At 34.6% G+C, this 18,440-nt stretch carries 17 protein-coding genes; 11 read left to right on the forward strand and 6 right to left on the reverse strand.

Annotation, left to right across the window (positions count from 1 at the left end; genetic code table 11):
• From A9G31_RS09545 to A9G31_RS09560, 4 genes are all read right to left on the reverse strand, one after another.
• The coding region (locus A9G31_RS09545; RefSeq protein WP_141671360.1) for a transposase at positions 1-209 on the reverse strand (209 nt) is incomplete at its 3' end.
• Between the two features lie 177 nt (positions 210-386).
• Positions 387-1,667: an MFS transporter gene (locus A9G31_RS09550; protein ID WP_065561437.1), complete on the reverse strand. Its 1,281-nt coding sequence runs from the start codon at positions 1,665-1,667 to the stop codon at positions 387-389.
• Positions 1,668-1,708: 41 nt separating this feature from the next.
• Entirely contained in the window at positions 1,709-3,115 is a 1,407-nt protein-coding gene (uxaC, locus tag A9G31_RS09555; RefSeq protein WP_065561438.1) for a glucuronate isomerase, read from the reverse strand.
• A gap of 30 nt (positions 3,116-3,145) precedes the next feature.
• On the reverse strand, positions 3,146-4,615 hold the full coding sequence (locus A9G31_RS09560) for a mannitol dehydrogenase family protein (protein WP_065561439.1): 1,470 nt from the start codon (positions 4,613-4,615) through the stop codon (positions 3,146-3,148).
• A gap of 278 nt (positions 4,616-4,893) precedes the next feature.
• On the opposite strand from A9G31_RS09560, the gene A9G31_RS09565 reads away from it, so the two are divergent.
• From A9G31_RS09565 to A9G31_RS09575, 3 genes are all read left to right on the forward strand, one after another.
• Positions 4,894-5,655, forward strand: a complete 762-nt coding sequence (locus A9G31_RS09565) for a GntR family transcriptional regulator (protein WP_065561440.1) — start codon at positions 4,894-4,896, stop codon at positions 5,653-5,655.
• Positions 5,656-5,726: 71 nt separating this feature from the next.
• A complete protein-coding gene (gene uxuA / locus A9G31_RS09570) occupies positions 5,727-6,908 on the forward strand; it encodes a mannonate dehydratase (protein WP_065561441.1) in 1,182 nt (393 codons plus the stop codon).
• Positions 6,909-7,153: 245 nt separating this feature from the next.
• Complete coding sequence (locus A9G31_RS09575) at positions 7,154-7,585, forward strand: DUF3597 domain-containing protein (protein WP_065561442.1); 432 nt, start codon at positions 7,154-7,156, stop codon at positions 7,583-7,585.
• A gap of 106 nt (positions 7,586-7,691) precedes the next feature.
• Here the strand turns inward: A9G31_RS09575 and pth are convergent, their stop codons facing one another.
• A complete protein-coding gene (gene pth / locus A9G31_RS09580; protein WP_065561443.1) occupies positions 7,692-8,276 on the reverse strand; it encodes an aminoacyl-tRNA hydrolase in 585 nt (194 codons plus the stop codon).
• Between the two features lie 75 nt (positions 8,277-8,351).
• Complete coding sequence (locus A9G31_RS09585) at positions 8,352-9,299, reverse strand: ribose-phosphate pyrophosphokinase (RefSeq protein ID WP_034915766.1); 948 nt, start codon at positions 9,297-9,299, stop codon at positions 8,352-8,354.
• A gap of 253 nt (positions 9,300-9,552) precedes the next feature.
• Between A9G31_RS09585 and trmB the strand changes: the two genes are divergently transcribed.
• The 8 genes from trmB (at position 9,553) to galM (ending at position 18,289) form a co-directional block, all read left to right on the forward strand.
• Positions 9,553-10,257: a tRNA (guanosine(46)-N7)-methyltransferase TrmB gene (trmB, locus tag A9G31_RS09590; protein ID WP_065561444.1), complete on the forward strand. Its 705-nt coding sequence runs from the start codon at positions 9,553-9,555 to the stop codon at positions 10,255-10,257.
• An 18-nt stretch (positions 10,258-10,275) separates the two neighbouring features.
• Positions 10,276-11,001: an oxygen-insensitive NADPH nitroreductase gene (gene nfsA, locus A9G31_RS09595; protein ID WP_065561445.1), complete on the forward strand. Its 726-nt coding sequence runs from the start codon at positions 10,276-10,278 to the stop codon at positions 10,999-11,001.
• Positions 10,998-12,161, forward strand: coding sequence for a histidine-type phosphatase (locus A9G31_RS09600; RefSeq protein ID WP_176700386.1), 1,164 nt, complete (start codon positions 10,998-11,000; stop codon positions 12,159-12,161). Before nfsA ends, A9G31_RS09600 begins: the two co-directional genes overlap by 4 nt.
• A gap of 547 nt (positions 12,162-12,708) precedes the next feature.
• Positions 12,709-13,983, forward strand: a complete 1,275-nt coding sequence (locus tag A9G31_RS09605) for an MFS transporter (protein WP_065561447.1) — start codon at positions 12,709-12,711, stop codon at positions 13,981-13,983.
• Between the two features lie 45 nt (positions 13,984-14,028).
• Positions 14,029-15,045: a UDP-glucose 4-epimerase GalE gene (gene galE, locus A9G31_RS09610; RefSeq protein ID WP_034912648.1), complete on the forward strand. Its 1,017-nt coding sequence runs from the start codon at positions 14,029-14,031 to the stop codon at positions 15,043-15,045.
• 44 nt (positions 15,046-15,089) lie between these two features.
• Complete coding sequence (gene galT, locus A9G31_RS09615) at positions 15,090-16,139, forward strand: galactose-1-phosphate uridylyltransferase (protein ID WP_065561448.1); 1,050 nt, start codon at positions 15,090-15,092, stop codon at positions 16,137-16,139.
• Positions 16,140-17,297 carry a galactokinase gene (gene galK, locus A9G31_RS09620; protein ID WP_065561449.1) on the forward strand — a complete coding sequence of 386 codons (1,158 nt, stop codon included), beginning with the start codon at positions 16,140-16,142 and terminating at the stop codon, positions 17,295-17,297.
• Positions 17,288-18,289, forward strand: coding sequence for a galactose-1-epimerase (gene galM, locus A9G31_RS09625; RefSeq protein ID WP_065561450.1), 1,002 nt, complete (start codon positions 17,288-17,290; stop codon positions 18,287-18,289). Before galK ends, galM begins: the two co-directional genes overlap by 10 nt.
• Positions 18,290-18,440: the final 151 nt, after the last annotated feature.

Raw genomic sequence — 18,440 nt, forward strand, 5'->3', positions numbered from 1 at the left:
TTTTTAGACCACAAATTAAATCGCCTATAGACAGTGCTCCATTCACCAAACTCTTCTGGCAAATCTCGCCAAGGAATACCGGTTCTCATTCGGAAAAGGATCCCTTCAAACGTCATCCGATGCTCGGATTTATTATAAACTCGGCCGGTATTTTTCATTATTTGTAGTAGCTTTTCCCACCGTTTATCTGTTAGCATTGTTCTTGGCATGATGAATCGAGTTATGGTTGTTTTTGGCTGAATTATTATAACTCACATCATGCCGTCTAAAAAATAATCATGAAAGATCAACACGCCCTAGTAAATAGTAAAACAAAACACTAATAAAATAATGGCAAATACAGATCAGATATTGTATTTGCCTGTTTAAAGATATAAGGAAAATAGCTAATTTCTTTCTAATTGAAAGTTACTGTTCTCAATTTTGTTTTCTCTGATAAAAATCCATAAAACAACGGCACCTATTACATCAAAGAAGGCTAACGCAATGAAAAATGGACCGAAACCAATAATCCCAACGAATGCTCCAATAAATAGATTAAAAATTAGCTGACCTGTCCATGCACATGCTCCTGCCATTCCAACTGCCGTAGCCACTTGGTTTTTCTTAAATAAATCGCCACCTAGTGTTGAAGCAACTGTAGATAATAGTTGATGAGAAAAACCACCTAAGCTAACTAAGAACACGGCTAAATAAGGGTTTTGAACAATACTTACAAAACCAATGGTCATCATAAGTACAGCGCCTATAGAAAAAGTAATTAATCTTGATCTAATTAAAGAAAAACCTCTATCATTCAAAAATTTAGCTACAAATCCACTAGCTAAACATCCTAAATCTGCCATTAAAAAAGGTAACCAAACAAACATAGCAATTTCTTTTAGGCTAAAATGCAGTGTTTCAACAAAAAATATTGGAACCCAAAAGTTAATAGTACCCCAAGCAGGATCGGCAAGAAAACGCGCAATACCAATTCCCCAAAAGTTTCGTTGAGAAAGAATTGATGAAATAGAAACTTTTTCTTTTTTATCAATATCTAAATATTTCTCTTGCCCTGCCTCAATATATGCACGTTCTTCAGCCGATAGCATTTTAGAATCTTTAGGATCTCGATAAAAAGTAAACCAAGCAAGTGCTGCAATCAATGCTAAAGAACCTGAAACAACAAAAGCAAATTGCCAACCTTGAAATAAAATACACCAGGCAATTAAAGGTGGAGCTAACATTGCACCAAATGAAGTACCCATATTAAATATGCCTGAAGCAATACCTCGTTCTTTTGCGGGAAACCATATAGATGCTGTTTTAATACCGGCGGGTATTGCTGATGCTTCACTGAAACCCATTATACTTCTCATAAAAGCTAAACCTTGCCATGTTCCAGTTAATGCATGCCCCATAGTCGCAAGCCCCCACACAATAGCACAAATAGCAAAACCTAACCTTAATCCAATAGTATCAATAAAAAAGCCCATAATTGGTTGACCAATTGTATAAGCCAACTGGAAAGCACTTACTACCCAAGAATATTGTTCTTTAGTAATACCTGTTGTTTCTAAGATAGTAGGAGCAGCAACACCCAAAGCTGTTCTGTCTAGGTAATTAATGATGGTAATTGCACAAATAAGTAATATCATGCTCCACCTAAATTTTTGTACTGTTTTCATTATTACTCCTTATTATTCCATGTAAACTTCAATTATTTTTGTTATTTAGAAAAGTAAAAATTAGCATTATTGAAGCAAATATCTTTGATCATATTTCCTACCAAATTAAAATCAGCAGGAATTTCACCATTTTCGATCCAATTTCCAATCATATTGCACAAAATTCTTCTAAAATACTCATGTCTTGTAAATGAGAGGAAACTACGTGAGTCAGTTAACATTCCAACAAATTGGCTCAATAAACCCATTTGTGAAAGCTGCATTAGTTGACGCTCCATGCCATCTTTTTGGTCATTGAACCACCACCCTGATCCAAATTGGATTTTGCCAGCAATACCTGAACCTTGGAAATTACCAGCCATTGTAGCTAGGACTTCGTTATCTCTAGGATTTAAACAATATAGTATTGTTTTAGGTAACTCATCGGTCAGATCTAAAGTTCCTAACAATGAAGATAAAGGTTCAGCGATTGGTCTATCACCTATTGAATCAAATCCTGCATCTGGACCCAGCAATTTATACATCCGTTGATTATTATTGCGTAAAGCACCTAGGTGTAATTGCATAACCCAATTACGTTTATGATATTGTTTACCTAACCAAACAAGAACTGCTGTACTAAATTGTGCTATTTCTAATTCAGATAACGATTGATTATTTAGACGTTTTTTGAGTATTAAATCGAGTTGTTTTTCTGAAGGGATATCTGCGTAGCGTAATATCTCAATACCATGATCTGATGCTTCACAGCCATGCTGTTCAAAGTGATCAAGCCTTTTTAATAATGCAGTGAGCAGTTCTGAAAAAGTGTTTATTTCAATATCACAAACCTGACCTAATTGAGAAATATAGTTAGGAAATCCAGACAGTTCAATTTTAAATACTTTATCAGGTCGCCAACTAGGTCTTACTTTAGTTTCAAAGGAACCATCTAAGCTTATTTGTTTATGGTATTGAAGTGAATCAATTGGATCATCAGTAGTACCTACTGCCCTAACATTCATTTGTTTCAAAATACCTTTTGTCGAAAATTCTTTTGTAGCTAATTGCTCATTAGCCTGAAGCCAAATTTTTTCAGCTGTTTTTTCATTAAAAAGTATATTTTTTATACCAAATGGACGCCTTAACTCTAAATGAGTCCAATGATAAATTGGATTGCCCAATGTTAAAGGAACCACTTTTGCCCAAGCTAAGTATTTTTCGTAATCAGATGCATTGCCTGTAATAAATTTCTCATCTACACCGGCGGTACGAAGCACTCTCCATTTATAATGATCACCAGCAAGCCAAATCTCTGCTAAATTACGGAAGTTTTTATTGTCCGCAATATCTTTTGGTGGTAAATGGCAATGATAATCATATATTGGTTGATCTGCTGCATAATCAAAATAGAGTCTTTGCGCGACTTCGGTTTGTAACAAAAAGTTTTCATCCAAAAAGTTTTTCATTATATTTAATCCACTCTTAGTTTAATAACCTTAGTTTGATAAATTGCTGACAGTTTGTTTTGCCCCATATTTCATTAAAGAAAGGTAATGTATTGTTACCTTTTCTTTAAATAATGCATTGCTCGGCAAATCTAACCCAAAGACAGCCTCTAGATGTAATAGAGCATTTACTCGTTCAACGCCATCGGTACTAGTTTTAACAATAGTTTGTAGTTTCTCACTCATTGGATCTCGTAAATCTATTGGCTGGTTATTATCATCAATGCCGCCGACATAGCGCATCCAACTCGCAACCCCTAAAGCTAGCAATGAAAAATCTGAACCATTTTTGATATGCCAACGGATTGAATCGAGCATTCTTTGAGGCAATTTTTGAGTACCATCCATCGCAATCTGCCATGTTTTATGTTTTAAAGATGGATTACTAAAACGTTCAATAAGTTTGTTTGCATATTGTTGCAAATTAACATGACTAGGGACGTGAAGTGTTGGTGCTTGTTGTTGCATCATCAATGTTAAAGTTGCTTTTTTATAATTAACATCATTCATGCAATCATTAATGTGCTCGTAACCAGCCAAATAGCCTAGGTAGGCTAAAAAAGAATGGCTACCATTTAGCATACGAAGTTTCATTTCTTCATATGGAACAACATTATCCACAAATTCAGCACCGACTTCATTCCAATTAGGGCGGTTAGTGACAAAATTATCTTCTATAACCCACTGAATAAAAGGTTCACAAGCAATACCACATGGATCAAACATACCGCCTAATGTATCTTCAATTTCAGTTAATGTTTCGGATGTTGCGGCAGGGACAATACGGTCAACCATAGTGCATGGGAATGTTGTATTAGACTCAATCCAATTTGCTAATTGTGGATCTCGAACGTTAGCTAATCCTAATATTGCTTTTTTTAAGACCAATCCATTTTCAGGAATATTATCGCATGATAAAGCAGTAAAGGATTTTAACCCTCGTTGCATTCTTCTATAAAGCGCCTCAACAATAACACCTGGGGCAGACATAGGCTTTGTTGGATTTGCTAAGTCAGCTTTAATTAATGCATTATTCAAATCTAATCCAGCTCCACTAGGTAACATGCAATATCCCTTTTCTGTTACTGTTAATGAAACAATTTCAACTACTGGATCCGTCATCTTTTCTAAAATTGCATCTATGCCATCTGTTGGTGCTAATAATGATTCTTTTACGCTACCAATAATAAATGCTTCTTTTGATGTTGCACCTTTTTCTAACACAGTATACAAATGGTCTTGTTTACGAATTTCATTAATTAATTCTTCACCACCAACAATATTAACTTCACAAATACCCCAGTCACAGTTTCCCTTGTTAAGTAAACGATCGGTCAATAACGCTTGATGAGCACGGTGAAAAGCACCGAATCCCAAATGAACAATTCGTGAGGTTATTTTTTGCCGATCATATAAAGGTCTATGTTGGATTGATTTAGGAAGATTTAATAAATTTAACATTTTATTCACCGTGATTATCTGTTTAATTACTTTATTGGTTAGACATGTTTTCATTTGTTGGCAAACATTTCATCCCAATTTTTTCTTTTTTGCGATATAAATCACATTTTTTGGTTTATTTTATATATGATGTTGAAAAAAAATCTATAATACGAAACTATATTGGCATGCCAATTATGAAATTAAATCAATTTATCCCATAATTGACTTATAGTACTTGTAATAATTAGCGTATAATTACTCAAATTAGACCGAAATTAGAATAAGGATTATAAATAATGCTAACAGTTAATCGGCTATATCAAGAAATTGGTAATGAACTTAAATCACTATTAAAAGGTGGTACCTATAAAATTGGTGACCGATTACCGCCAGAAAGAGATATTGCAGAGGCATTTAATGTAAGTAGAACCGTAGTAAGAGAAGCGTTAATTATGCTAGAACTAGAAAATCTAGTCACTGTCAAAAAAGGTTCTGGTGTATATGTAATTGGTTTACCAAATGAAATATTATCAGAAACAGATAAAAAAATTGAAGAAGAGGATTTTGGCCCTTTTGAACTATTACAAGCTAGACAATTAATTGAAAGTAATATTGCCGCTTTTGCCGCTTCACAAATTGTAAAATCAGATATTATTGAGTTAAGAGCTATTTTAGAACAAGAACGACAAATTTTAGAACAAGATATTTTAGATGATTATAGTGCAGATGAAATGTTTCATATTGCAATAGCAAGAGCGACCAAGAATTCAATACTTGAAAGTCTGTTAAATGATTTGTGGCAAAAACGTACCGCTAGCAAAATGTGGGGTCAGCTACACAGTCGAATAACTGATCATAGTTATCGAAAAAAATGGCTTTATGATCATGAAAAAATTTTACAAGCGTTACAGGTAAAAGATGCAATGGCCGCACGTCATGCTATGTGGCAACATTTAGAAAATGTTAAACAAACATTAATGGCAGTTTCGGATAGCGAAGATCCAAATTTTGATGGTTATTTATTTGACTCAATTCCGGTTAACATTGTTAATCAATAGATAATAATCAGCATTGTTTATAGATCTTTATTATTTTAGAAAAACAAAATGAAATCGTGAAGGAGATTTATATGGAACAAACGATGCGTTGGTTTGGACCAAATGACCCAGTATCTTTAGATGATATTAAACAAGCTGGAGCAACTGGAATTGTTACAGCTTTACACCATATTCCCAATGGAGAAGTTTGGACTATTGAAGAAATTCAAAAACGAAAAAATATTATTGAAGAAAAAGGATTAACATGGTCTGTTGTAGAAAGTATTCCTGTTCATGAAGAAATAAAAACCCATACAGGAAACGTTTTGCAGCATATTGAAAATTACAAACAGTCTATTAGAAATTTAGCAGCTTGTGGCATTGATACTGTTTGTTACAATTTTATGCCAGTTTTAGATTGGACTCGTACTGATCTAGCTTATGAGTTGCCTGATGGTTCAAAAGCATTACGTTTTGACCAAACAGCGTTTGCAGCATTTGATATCTTTATATTACAAAGACCCAATGCAGAAAAAGATTACTCAAAAGAAGATATAGCTTCAGCTAAATCTTATTTTGAAAAAATGACACAATCAGACAAAGATAAGCTTATCGCTAACATTATCGCTGGCTTACCTGGTGCAGAAGAAGGTTATTCTCTTGATCAATTTAGGGCACACCTTGCAACCTATGATGGCATTGATAAAAACAAATTACGTGAAAATTATGCCTACTTTTTAAAAGCTATTGTACCTGTTGCAGAAGAAGTTGGTGTGGTATTAACAGTACATCCTGATGATCCTCCTCGCCCTATCTTGGGTTTACCTCGTATAGTTTCAACTATCGAAGATATGCAATGGATTAAAGATACAGTTGACAGTATTCATAATGGCTTTTGTTTCTGTACAGGATCTTATGGCGTTCGTAACGATAATGATTTGGCAACAATGGCTGAAAAATTTGCTGATCGTGTTCATTTCATTCACTTACGGGCAACAGTTCGAGAAGAAAATCCATTATCTTTTCATGAAGGCGATCATTTAGCTGGTGATGTTGACATGTATGCCGTGATAAAGGCGCTCATTACAGAAGAACAGAGACGTAAAAAAGCAGGAATCAAACGCTCAATCCCTGTTCGTCCAGATCATGGCCATCAAATGTTGGACGATCTGAAGAAAAAGACAAATCCAGGTTATTCCGCTATAGGTCGCTTACGAGGTTTAGCCGAAATTCGTGGTGTTGAGTATGCTATTCTTCGAGCTTTTTTTAACTAATTGAACTAAATTAATCAATTATAATTAGCTAGTCAAAATTCTAATGCCCTTTTAAGGGCATTTTTTTGATATAAAATAATTTTTTAATATATTGATAAACACTTTATCGTAATACATAAAATGCTATTAATGCATAACAATTTTGACATTACATTCTTCTAAGCGCTATATTGAATGTGATCTTTTCTACATCTATATCGTTAAGCAGTTTTTTTAAAGCAGTTTAAATTTAAAGGAGATGTAATATGAATATTTTAAATAACATTTTTTCTAAAGTATTTCCAAATGCTCAAGCAACAGTAGATAATGCTGTTGATGCTGTGAAGGATAAAGTTGAAAATATCACCGCATCTGTTAAAAATACAGTATCGAGTGGTTCAGAGAAAGTCCAAGATAAAGTAGAGCAAAGCGCATCTGCAACTAATGTTAATGTTTCCTCTATTCTCGATAATTTAGCTAAAAAGCATCCTGAAACGCTTAATTGGAAAACATCTATCGTTGATCTATTGAAATTATTAGGTATAGATAGCAGTTTAGATGCACGGAAAAATTTAGCGAAAGAACTGAATTATCCAGGCAATACTGATGATACCGCAGCAATGAATACATGGTTAATTAAAGAAGTAATGAAAAAAATTGCTGAAAAAGGTGGTAATGTAACCCATCTTTTCTCTTAAAAGAGAATATTAAGACAATTAAATCCACCTAATATTTTAGGTGGATTTTTTTTATTAAAGTGGATATTTATTGATTTTTACGTTATTGAAACTTCCAACAATTTAACTAAGCTTTAAAAGCATGTAACTTGTTCATTGCAACGTCTATCCCATCAGACAATAAGATATCTGTACAACGTAAGGATTCGTCAATAGCTTTATCAATTAATTCCTGTTCAGGTTTAGATGGCTTATTTAAAACATAACCAACAACTTTATTTTTATCGCCAGGATGTCCAATACCAATTCTTAACCGATAAAAATTTAAATTATTTCCCAATTTACTAGCAATATCTTTTAGCCCATTATGCCCACCATGACTACCACCAAACTTAAGTTTAGCTATTCCGGGATTTAAGTCGAGTTCATCATGTGCAACTAAGATCTCTTCTGGCTTTATTTGGTAAAATGTAGCCATAGCTTGAACAGCTTTACCACTTAAATTCATGAAAGTAGTTGGAACTAATAAACGTACATCATGACCTGAAATGTTGATTCGTGATGTGTAACCAAAAAATTTTTGTTCATTTTTTAATGATTGATTATAACGTTCAGCCAATTGCTCAACAAACCACGCACCTGCATTGTGCCTTGTTGCTGCATATTCATTTCCGGGATTGGCGAGTCCTACAATCAGTTTTATCGTTGTCATAATATTTTTATTGTTACTAGATTTTATCGATAAAAATGCCCCAAAAAAGGGGCATTATACCAATGATAAAATAGGTTATTGATGGAACATTGCTGAAATTGATTCTTCGTTACTAATTCGACGAATTGCTTCAGCAAGCATACCTGATAATGTTAATTGGCGAACATTTTTCAATGCTTTTACTTCAGCCGTTAATGGAATTGTGTCACAAACAACAATTTCATCAATGGCACAGTTTTTAATGTTACTTACTGCTTTACCTGAAAATATCGGGTGGGTAGCATAAGCAAATACTCTTTTTGCACCTCGCGCTTTTAAAGCATCAGCTGCTTTACAAAGTGTTCCTGCAGTATCAATCATATCATCAACTAAGATACAATCTCTATCAGCAACATCACCAATAATATTCATCACTTCAGCTTCATTGGCACGTTGACGACGTTTATCAATAATTGCCATGTCAGTATCATTAAGCAGTTTAGCTATCGCACGAGCACGCACCACTCCGCCAATATCAGGCGAAACAACAATTGGGCGATCAAACTCACGTTGTAGCATATCTTCTAAAATAACTGGGCTACCAAATACATTATCAACAGGTACATCAAAGAAACCTTGAATTTGTTCGGCATGAAGATCAACGGTTAATACCCTATCGACACCAACAGTTGATAGAAAATCAGCAACAACTTTAGCAGTAATAGGGACACGAGCCGAACGAACTCGACGATCTTGCCTTGCATAACCAAAATAAGGAATAACAGCAGTAATACGACCAGCAGATGCTCGGCGCATTGCGTCGATCATAACTAATAATTCCATTAAATTGTCATTGGTAGGGGCACAAGTTGATTGAATAATAAAAACATCTTCACCACGGACATTTTCATTGATTTGGACATTAACTTCACCATCACTAAAACGGCTTACCACAATGTCACCAAGAGAAGTATAAAGACGATTAGCTATACGTTTTGCTAGTTCTGGTGTGGCATTACCAGCAAAAAGCTTCATATCAGGCACGAGAAATCCTCAAGCATGTATTCATGATTACTTTATTCGTAATCGGTTAAATTGGGGCTATAATTATATAATCATTTATCGATTATGCTCAACTACAATATAAAAATATATTGAAAATATTTGATATATTTTTATAAATCATTAAATAAAACAATTTGGCCATAAGATGCTTTTGCTGTGAACTCAAAATCGAGTAAACTAACTAACAAACCATTCTTTGGCTTTAATAAATTCCACAACAAAAGTAGATAACGTGATGAACGAACAATTAAACTCAGATAACGAAAATATCAAATCTAAAAGAACCATTCGTAGTTTTGTTTTACGGCAAGGTCGTTTAACAAAAGGCCAAGAACAGGCATTAATAAATTTATGGCCGGTATTTGGTATTGAATATGATGCAAATTCACCAATGGTTTTTGACTCTAACAAACAGGTTGTTCTTGAAATTGGATTTGGTATGGGTGCTTCGTTAATTGAAATGGCTAAAAATGCACCTGATAAGAATTTTTTAGGAATCGAAGTCCACAAACCTGGCGTTGGTGCTTGTTTGATGGCAATTGGAGAAAATCAATTATCAAACTTAAAAGTGATGTGTCACGATGCTGTTGAAGTATTAGAAAATATGATCCCTGATCATACATTAGACAAAGTACAAATTTTTTTCCCTGATCCTTGGCATAAAGCAAGACATAATAAGCGCCGCATTATTCAACCCCAATTTGTACAGTTAATTCGACAAAAATTAAAATTAGGTGGAATTTTGCACCTAGCTACCGATTGGCAACATTATGCAGAACATATGTTAGAGGTTTTAACCCAAGCTGAAGGTTTTGAAAATTTATCACCAAGCGGTGACTATATTCCGAGACCTGATGATAGACCAATTACTAAATTTGAAAAACGAGGTCAAAATTTAGGCCATGGCGTTTGGGATCTTCAATTTGTAAACAAATAATTATGCTAAGGAGTCACTATGCAAAATCAAACCATCGATCTACTTTGTCTACACCGCTCTATTCGTGCTTATAAAACAACTAGTTTAACTCAAGAACAAATAGCGTCTATAGTTCGATCAGCACAGTCGGCTTCTAGTTCTAACTTTATTCAATGTTCGACAATTATTCGTATTACAGATCCTCAAAAACGCGAAAAACTAGCTCATTATGCTGGTGATCAAAAATATGTTAACCAAGCCCCTGAATTTTGGGTATTTTGCGCCGATTTTAATCGTCATTTTCAAATTGATCCAACACTTAATCTTGGCAAAGCAGAGCAGTTATTATTGGGCTGTGTTGATACAGCAATTATGGCGCAAAATGCAGTAATAGCGGCTGAATCCTTAGGACTTGGTGCTGTGTATATTGGTGGACTGCGAAATGATCTTGATAAAGCAACCCAATTACTTGAGTTACCAAAATATGTTCTTCCTCTTTTTGGGCTTTGCCTTGGTTACCCCGATCATAATCCAGAAATAAAACCGAGGTTACCTAAAGAGCTTCTCTTTTTTGAAAACCAATATCAACCACTTGATCATGCAACTTTAGCAAAATATGATACCCAAATAGGTGATTACTATCAAAACCGTAGTACTAATCAAAAAACCGGTGGTTGGAGTGATAAAATTGCAAATACAATAAATAATGAACAACGTGATTTTATTTTAGATTATTTACATAAACAAGGATGGATCACAAAATGAAAAATAACCATTACCAATTAGATAAAGTCGTTATACTTAGCCGTCATGGTATTCGTACGCCATTGCAAAATACTTTGCAGTTTTTAGAAAAAGTTACTCCCTTTAAATGGCCTAAATGGGATCATCCATATGGTTATTTGACCACTCGTGGTGGAATATTAGAAGTTTATTTTGGCAGCTATTTATCGACTTGGCTTGAAAAACACAATATAAAATTATCAAAACATGATACTGAATTATTCGTGTATTCTAATAGTCTGCAAAGAACTGTCGCGACCGCTCAATTTATGACAGCTGGTGCCTTTGCTGGGTATGATATTCCTATTCATCATAAATATGCCATTGAAAAAATGGATCCGATTTTCGATCCTAGCTTGCAAGACGATTCAACTGAGTTTAAAAATGCGGTATTGCGTGATATTGAAGAAGCTGACAAAGCAGCTAATATTTTTAAAAGCCTAGCACCAGCTTATGAAACCCTTTCCGATATTTTGGATTATAAGCATTCAAAATTATATGCTGAATATAAATGCGATTTAGCCGATATTCCATCCGAACTTTATTTTAAAAAACATGAAGAACCAGCACTCCTCGGACCACTTGCGATAGGTATTTCAGCCGTTGATGCATTCTTATTGCAATACTATTCAGCCTTTCCAAAAGAACAAATTGCATGGGGTAGACTGACTAGCCAAGAGCAGTGGCAACAAATTAGCGCAATTCGTAATCAATATATAAATTTAGTTTGCCATTCTAAGACGCTTGCCAAACACTCAGCTGCACTTATTATCAACATGATAAACGATCTTATGCTAAGAGATAGTAAAGTCAATTTACTTGTTGGTCACGATAGTACCATCGCTTCATTACTGGGTGCATTAGACTTTAAAGACTACCAACTACCAAATCAATTTGAAATAACCCCAATTGGTGGAAAAGTAGCTTTACAGCGTTTTCGTCACCTATCTACAGGCGAATACTTTTTTAAAGCCGAATATATTTATCAAAGTTTTGAACAACTCCATAACGGGCTAGCACTTGATGACAATAATTTACCACAACATTATCAACTTCATTTGGAAAATGCTTCTGTTAATAATGATGGTTATTATTATTGGTCAGATTTTGAGGAAAGAATAAAATCAATTAAAACTAAGTAATTAACCATTAGGTTATCTAATTTTTCCTATCTAACTGGGATTAAACAAGTTAATAATAAAAAGTTAAGCTAATTCTAATTAATAAAAAATTTCTTGTTAAAAAGTTTCCGGTAGATATACGTTTCAGTATAAATGTTAATTGTTTAGCTTACTTAAATCATAGTCAATTACAATAGACTAAATGAAGCGTAAATAGCTCAATGTAATCGTTTTCAACGGTTGATTACATTATTTTTATTTAATTCTATTTTCGTCTCAATTAATTGCTTTGAACTTTATTATCAATAAATAACTGATCATTAATCAGTACTTTTATTCATCATAAAATACAAAATTTATACTAAAACGTATATCTACCGGAAACTTTTTAACATAAAATAATTTAACACTTTATGTAATCGATTTCATAAAATGTTATCTAGATCACTTTTTCAAAATAATTTTAGTGCTATTATCTTACCAAACAAATAACTTACCTGTTCATCAACATGTAAAAGATTCTTAAATGATTGTGTGATCATTTAAAGCCTAACAAAGGAAGTTCATTATGAATCAAAAAATAAAGTCATCACTAAGTAATAAGAATTATTGGGTATTCAGCCTCTACTTCTTTCTGTACTTTTTTATTATGGGAGCATACTGTCCTTTTTTTCCCGTTTGGCTAAAAATGAACGGGCTTAATGAGGCAAATACTGGGTACGTTTTTTCATTTATTTCACTATTTGCGCTTTTTTTTCAACCTTTGTTTGGATTAATTTCAGATAAACTAGGATTAAAAAAACACCTTCTTTGGGTTATCACACTTCTTCTTGTACTATTTGGTCCATTTTTTATCTTCATTTTAGGACCGTTACTTAAATTAAATGTCACCTTGGGCGCAATTGTTGGTGGATTTTATCTTGGTATGGTATTTAGTGGTGGTGCACCAGCTATTGAAGCACTTGTCGAAAAAATAAGTCGACGAAGTGGTTTCGAATTTGGCCGTTGTCGTATGTTTGGTTGTTTTGGTTGGGCTATATGTGCTTCGTTTGTTGGAATTATGATTTCTAAAGATGTCAATGCCGTTTTTTGGTTATGTTCTGGATTTGCATTGATTCTTTTAGTTCTAGTTAAAATCGCCGATCCTGCAAAAACCACAACAACAGAAGTCGTTGAGCAAATGGGATTAAATAAACCAAAGCCATTCAATCTAAAACTTGCCCTTGATTTACTTAGTATGCGCAAAACATGGTTTTTCATGCTTTACATTATTGGAGTTGCTTGTACTTATGATGTATTTGATCAACAATTTGCAAACTTTTTTACCTCATTTTTTGCTAACGAACAAGTGGGTCGTGAAGCTTTTGGTTATGTAACGACACTTGGTGAATTTTTAAATGCCACTGTGATGTTTTTTGCTCCTCTGATTGTAATGAAATTAGGTAGTAAAAATACATTACTTATTGCTGGTGCTATCATGTCTATCCGTATTACAGGTTCAGCATTTGCCAGTACAGCGGTTGAAGTGGTGATATTAAAAACGCTACATATGTTCGAAGCACCTTTATTACTTGTTGGTGCATTTAAATATATTACTAAACACTTCCCTATTCACTTATCAGCAACTGTTTACTTAATTGCATTTTGTTTTGCAAAACAATTATCTATTATGTTTATGTCCACTTTTGCGGGGTTAATGTATGTTAAAATAGGTTTCGAAGGAGCATATTTAATCCTTGGCTTGATCGCATTTAGTTTTACGCTTATTTCATCCTTTACATTATCAGGGCGTGGACCATGGGATCTGTGGAAACATAACAACAGTGAAAGGTCTGAAGATTAACAGATACTCACTATAACTATTATTGAATTAGATGAAGGTTTTATTATGAAAATATTAGTAACTGGTGGTTGTGGATATATAGGAAGTCACACATGTGTTCAACTAATTAAATCTGGCTATACACCAATTATTATTGATAATTTGTTTAACAGTAAAGCATCAGTACTGGATAGGATACAAAAAATTACTGGGCAATCCGTCATTTTTTATCAAGGCGATGTATGCGATGAAAAACTATTAACTAAGATTTTTTCAGAACATGACATTAAAGCAGTGATCCATTTTGCTGGCCTAAAAGCCGTCGGTGAATCAGTTCACAAACCACTAGAATATTATGAAAACAATGTCTACGGCAGTATCGTACTGATGAAAGCAATGCGAGCTGCAGGCGTTAAACAGTTAGTATTTAGCTCGTCGGCCACGGTCTATGGCGAATTAGCCCCTGTTCCTTATGTTGAAACATTACCGCAAGGTTTACCTACTAGTCCGTATGGAAAAAGTAAATTAATGGTTGAGCAATGTATTATGGACTTAGCCGTTGCTGAGCCCGATTGGTCACTAACTTTACTACGTTATTTTAATCCTGTTGGAGCCCATCCAAGTGGATTAATGGGCGAAGACCCACTTGGTGTTCCTAATAATCTTATGCCTTATATTACGCAAGTTGCTGTAGGCAAAAGAGAGTCATTAGCTGTTTTTGGTAATGATTATCCAACAGTAGATGGAACTTGCGTTCGTGATTTTATACATGTTGTTGATTTGGCGGATGGGCATATCGCTGCACTCAAAACCGATCAAAACAAAGCTGGTGTGCATATTTACAATTTAGGTTCAGGTGTTGGTTATAGCGTATTACAAGTCATTAAAGCTTTTGAAAAAGCATCAGGAAAACCTCTTAATTGGCACTTTGCTCCAAGACGAGCAGGTGATTTACCAGCATTCTGGGCTGACGCTAACAAAGCTGAGCAAATATTAGGTTGGAAAACCAAACTCACGCTTGATGACATGGTAAAAGATTCATGGAATTGGCAATCAAATAACCCTCAAGGCTATCCTGATTAACAATACATTTTATAAAACATACAAAATTAAAAGAAGAGGCAAAAATGGATATTTTTAACCCAGTTGACCATCCTCATCGTCGTTACAACCCATTGACCAATCAATGGGTACTTGTTTCACCACATAGGGCAAAACGCCCATGGCAAGGACAACAAGAAGTATTAAACGAAGAGCAAAAACCAAGTTATGATCCAACTTGCTTTTTGTGCCCAGGAAATAAACGGGTAACAGGAGATATCAACCCCCAATATAAGGGAACATTTGTTTTTACTAATGATTTTGCAGCACTAATGGAAAATACTCCAGAATCACCACAAAACGCCGATCCTTTATTCCAAATGCAAAGCGCAAAAGGTACTAGTCGAGTTATCTGTTTTTCACCCGATCACAGTAAAACATTACCTGAACTTGATTTACCTGCAATTGAAGGAGTAATTAAAACTTGGATAGAACAGCTGCAAGAGTTGGGCGAAAACTATCCTTGGGTACAAGTGTTTGAAAATAAAGGATCAGCAATGGGGTGCTCTAACCCTCATCCACATGGACAAGTTTGGGCAAATAGCTTTTTACCGAATGAAATTGCGCGTGAAGATCTAAATATGCGTAATTACTTTGAAAAATATCATCGCAATTTATTGGTTGATTATGCTGAAAAGGAACTTATTAATCGTGAGCGAATCGTTGTAGAAACTAAGTATTGGCTTGCCGTTGTTCCTTTTTGGGCAATATGGCCATTTGAAACATTATTATTACCAAAAATTCGCATTCCACAATTAACCCAATTAAATGACGAACAACAAAGTGATTTAGCTATTGCGCTCAAAAAATTAACGAGTCGCTACGATAATTTATTTCATTGCTCTTTCCCATACTCTATGGGCTGGCATGGTGCGCCATTTATGCAAGATAAAAATGATTATTGGCAAGTACATGCACATTTTTATCCCCCTTTATTACGTTCCGCCACAGTAAAAAAATTTATGGTAGGTTACGAAATGTTAGCCGAAGTACAACGTGATTTAACCCCAGAGCAAGCAGCTGAAAGGTTACGTAACGTTAGTGATGTGCATTATAAAGACAAAAAGGATAAATAGATGAACGCATTAATCAAAGCAACTACACAAGCATTTGAATCTAAATTTGATTATAAACCCGATACACTTATACAAGCCCCCGGTCGTGTAAATTTGATTGGCGAGCATACCGATTATAATGATGGTTTTGTTTTACCTTGTGCTATCGATTATCAAACGATAATAAGTTGTCACAAACGTTCAGATAATCTTGTTCGAGTTATTGCGGTTGATTATGATAATCAACAAGATGAATTTTCTTTAGATTCTTCTATTGAAAAACATCCGGATTATATGTGGGCTAACTACATACGTGGGGTGGTAAAACACTTAAAAAAATATGCAAATAATATCCATGGCGTCGATTTTGCTATTAGTGGAAACGTTCCTCAAGGAGCAGGACTAAGTTCATCAGCATCTCTAGAGGTTGCCGTAGCTAAAATGTTCCAAGTTCTTTATAACTTGGCTTTAGATGGCACCAAGTTAGCCCTAATTGGTCAAGAGGCCGAAAACCAATTTGTTGGTTGCAATTGTGGCATCATGGATCAACTAATATCTGCCCTTGGACAAAGTCAACATGCATTATTAATTGACTGTCGTTCATTAGAAGTTAAACCAGTCTCAATTCCTAAAGATTTTGCTGTAGTTATCATCAATTCAAATATCAAACGAGGATTAGTTGATAGTGAATATAATACTCGACGTAAACAGTGTGAAGCAGCAGCTCAAGCCCTTGGGGTAAAAGCCTTAAGAGACGCGTCCTTAACCGAATTACAACATATTGAAAACACGCTCGATCCAATTGTCTTTAAACGAGCTCATCATGTAATCACTGAAAATGAGCGCACACTAAAAGCAGCACAAGCTCTTACAGATGGTGATTATAAATTATTATCAAAACTCATGGCACAAAGTCACAATTCAATGCGTGATGATTTTGAAATTACAGTCCCCGCTATTGATTATCTAGTTGAAATAATTCACGGTGTAATTGGTGAACAAGGCGGTGTTCGCATGACTGGCGGTGGCTTTGGTGGTTGTGTTGTGGCATTAGTACCAAAAGATAAAGTTGATGCTGTTAAAACCGTTGTTAGCGATAGTTATGCTAAAAAATTTGGTATTAAAGGAGATTTTTATGTCTGTAAACCAAGTGAAGGAGCACACGCGATATGCCTATAACGCAAATTATTGAACTGTCCAATAAACAAGGAATGCGAATAAAACTTTCAAACTGGGGAGCTACATGGCTCTCCTGTGAATTGCCCGTTAATGGACAGAATCGTGAAGTGCTACTCGGCTGTCGCTCACTTGAACAATACCAACAACAGAATGCCTATTTAGGTGCTACAATTGGCCGATATGCTAACCGTATTGCCAATGCTACTATTAATATTGACAATAAACAATATCATCTCACTGCGAATCAAGGTGTAAATCAGTTACACGGCGGAAAATTAGGCTTCGATAAACAATTATGGTTAATTCAATCTTGCTCCGATCAGCAAGTGACCTTCCTTTTGATTTCACCTGATGGTGATCAAGGTTTTCCTGGTGAGTTGAATGTAACTGTAACGTATAAACTCACCGATGACAATCAAGTAATTATCTTGTTTAATGCAACTACAACAAAAACTACGCCAGTGAATTTGACTAATCATGCTTACTTTAATCTAGATGGTGAAATAAGCAAGAATATACTTAATCACAGATTAAAAGTAAATGCTAACTATTATTTGCCAGTTAATGCCAATGGTATCCCTAATAAGGGCTTAGCTAGTGTTGCCATGCACAATATGGATTTACGTCAACCAAAACTTTTATCGGAAAAACTACTTGAAAGCGCAGAAAGGCAAATAACTGGTGGTTATGATCATGCTTATTTATTAGATAAAACCAAAGCGATAGCCGCTCAACTCATTTCATCTGATAAAAAAGTAACAATGAATGTTACTACAACCAAACCGTCATTACAGATTTATACAGGTAACTTTTTACAACATACACCAAACCGGCATAATGGTGAATATGGAAATTTTGCTGGCATAGCATTAGAAAGCCAATTTTTACCGGACAGCCCTAATCATCCTGACTGGCCACAACCAAGCTGCTTTTTACAACCAGAACAAATATATGAACATTACACTGCTTACCAATTTTTTATAAATCAATAAGTTGTTTGACTTAATTATTGCTGTATATTAATAACATCTAGCTTTTTCATATTTACATTACTAGAAATCTAACAATTTGAGCAAAAGAATTTTGCACGGTTAAACTAACAATCCTAAGTAAAATTAGGTATGATACAGTCATCATACCTAA

The sequence above is a fragment of the Gilliamella sp. Gris1-4 genome, assembly GCF_001690335.1.
Lineage (GTDB): Bacteria > Pseudomonadota > Gammaproteobacteria > Enterobacterales > Orbaceae > Gilliamella > Gilliamella apicola_P.

Bases quoted from the DNA above. Each gene is read 5' to 3' on its own strand.
- A9G31_RS09550 (WP_065561437.1), bottom strand. From the start codon at position 1,667: ATGAAAACAGTACAAAAATTTAGGTGGAGCATGATATTACTTATTTGT.
- uxaC (WP_065561438.1), bottom strand. From the start codon at position 3,115: ATGAAAAACTTTTTGGATGAAAACTTTTTGTTACAAACCGAAGTCGCG.
- A9G31_RS09560 (WP_065561439.1), bottom strand. From the start codon at position 4,615: ATGTTAAATTTATTAAATCTTCCTAAATCAATCCAACATAGACCTTTA.
- A9G31_RS09565 (WP_065561440.1), top strand. From the start codon at position 4,894: ATGCTAACAGTTAATCGGCTATATCAAGAAATTGGTAATGAACTTAAA.
- uxuA (WP_065561441.1), top strand. From the start codon at position 5,727: ATGGAACAAACGATGCGTTGGTTTGGACCAAATGACCCAGTATCTTTA.
- A9G31_RS09575 (WP_065561442.1), top strand. From the start codon at position 7,154: ATGAATATTTTAAATAACATTTTTTCTAAAGTATTTCCAAATGCTCAA.
- pth (WP_065561443.1), bottom strand. From the start codon at position 8,276: ATGACAACGATAAAACTGATTGTAGGACTCGCCAATCCCGGAAATGAA.
- nfsA (WP_065561445.1), top strand. From the start codon at position 10,276: ATGCAAAATCAAACCATCGATCTACTTTGTCTACACCGCTCTATTCGT.
- A9G31_RS09600 (WP_176700386.1), top strand. From the start codon at position 10,998: ATGAAAAATAACCATTACCAATTAGATAAAGTCGTTATACTTAGCCGT.
- A9G31_RS09605 (WP_065561447.1), top strand. From the start codon at position 12,709: ATGAATCAAAAAATAAAGTCATCACTAAGTAATAAGAATTATTGGGTA.
- galE (WP_034912648.1), top strand. From the start codon at position 14,029: ATGAAAATATTAGTAACTGGTGGTTGTGGATATATAGGAAGTCACACA.
- galT (WP_065561448.1), top strand. From the start codon at position 15,090: ATGGATATTTTTAACCCAGTTGACCATCCTCATCGTCGTTACAACCCA.
- galK (WP_065561449.1), top strand. From the start codon at position 16,140: ATGAACGCATTAATCAAAGCAACTACACAAGCATTTGAATCTAAATTT.
- galM (WP_065561450.1), top strand. From the start codon at position 17,288: ATGCCTATAACGCAAATTATTGAACTGTCCAATAAACAAGGAATGCGA.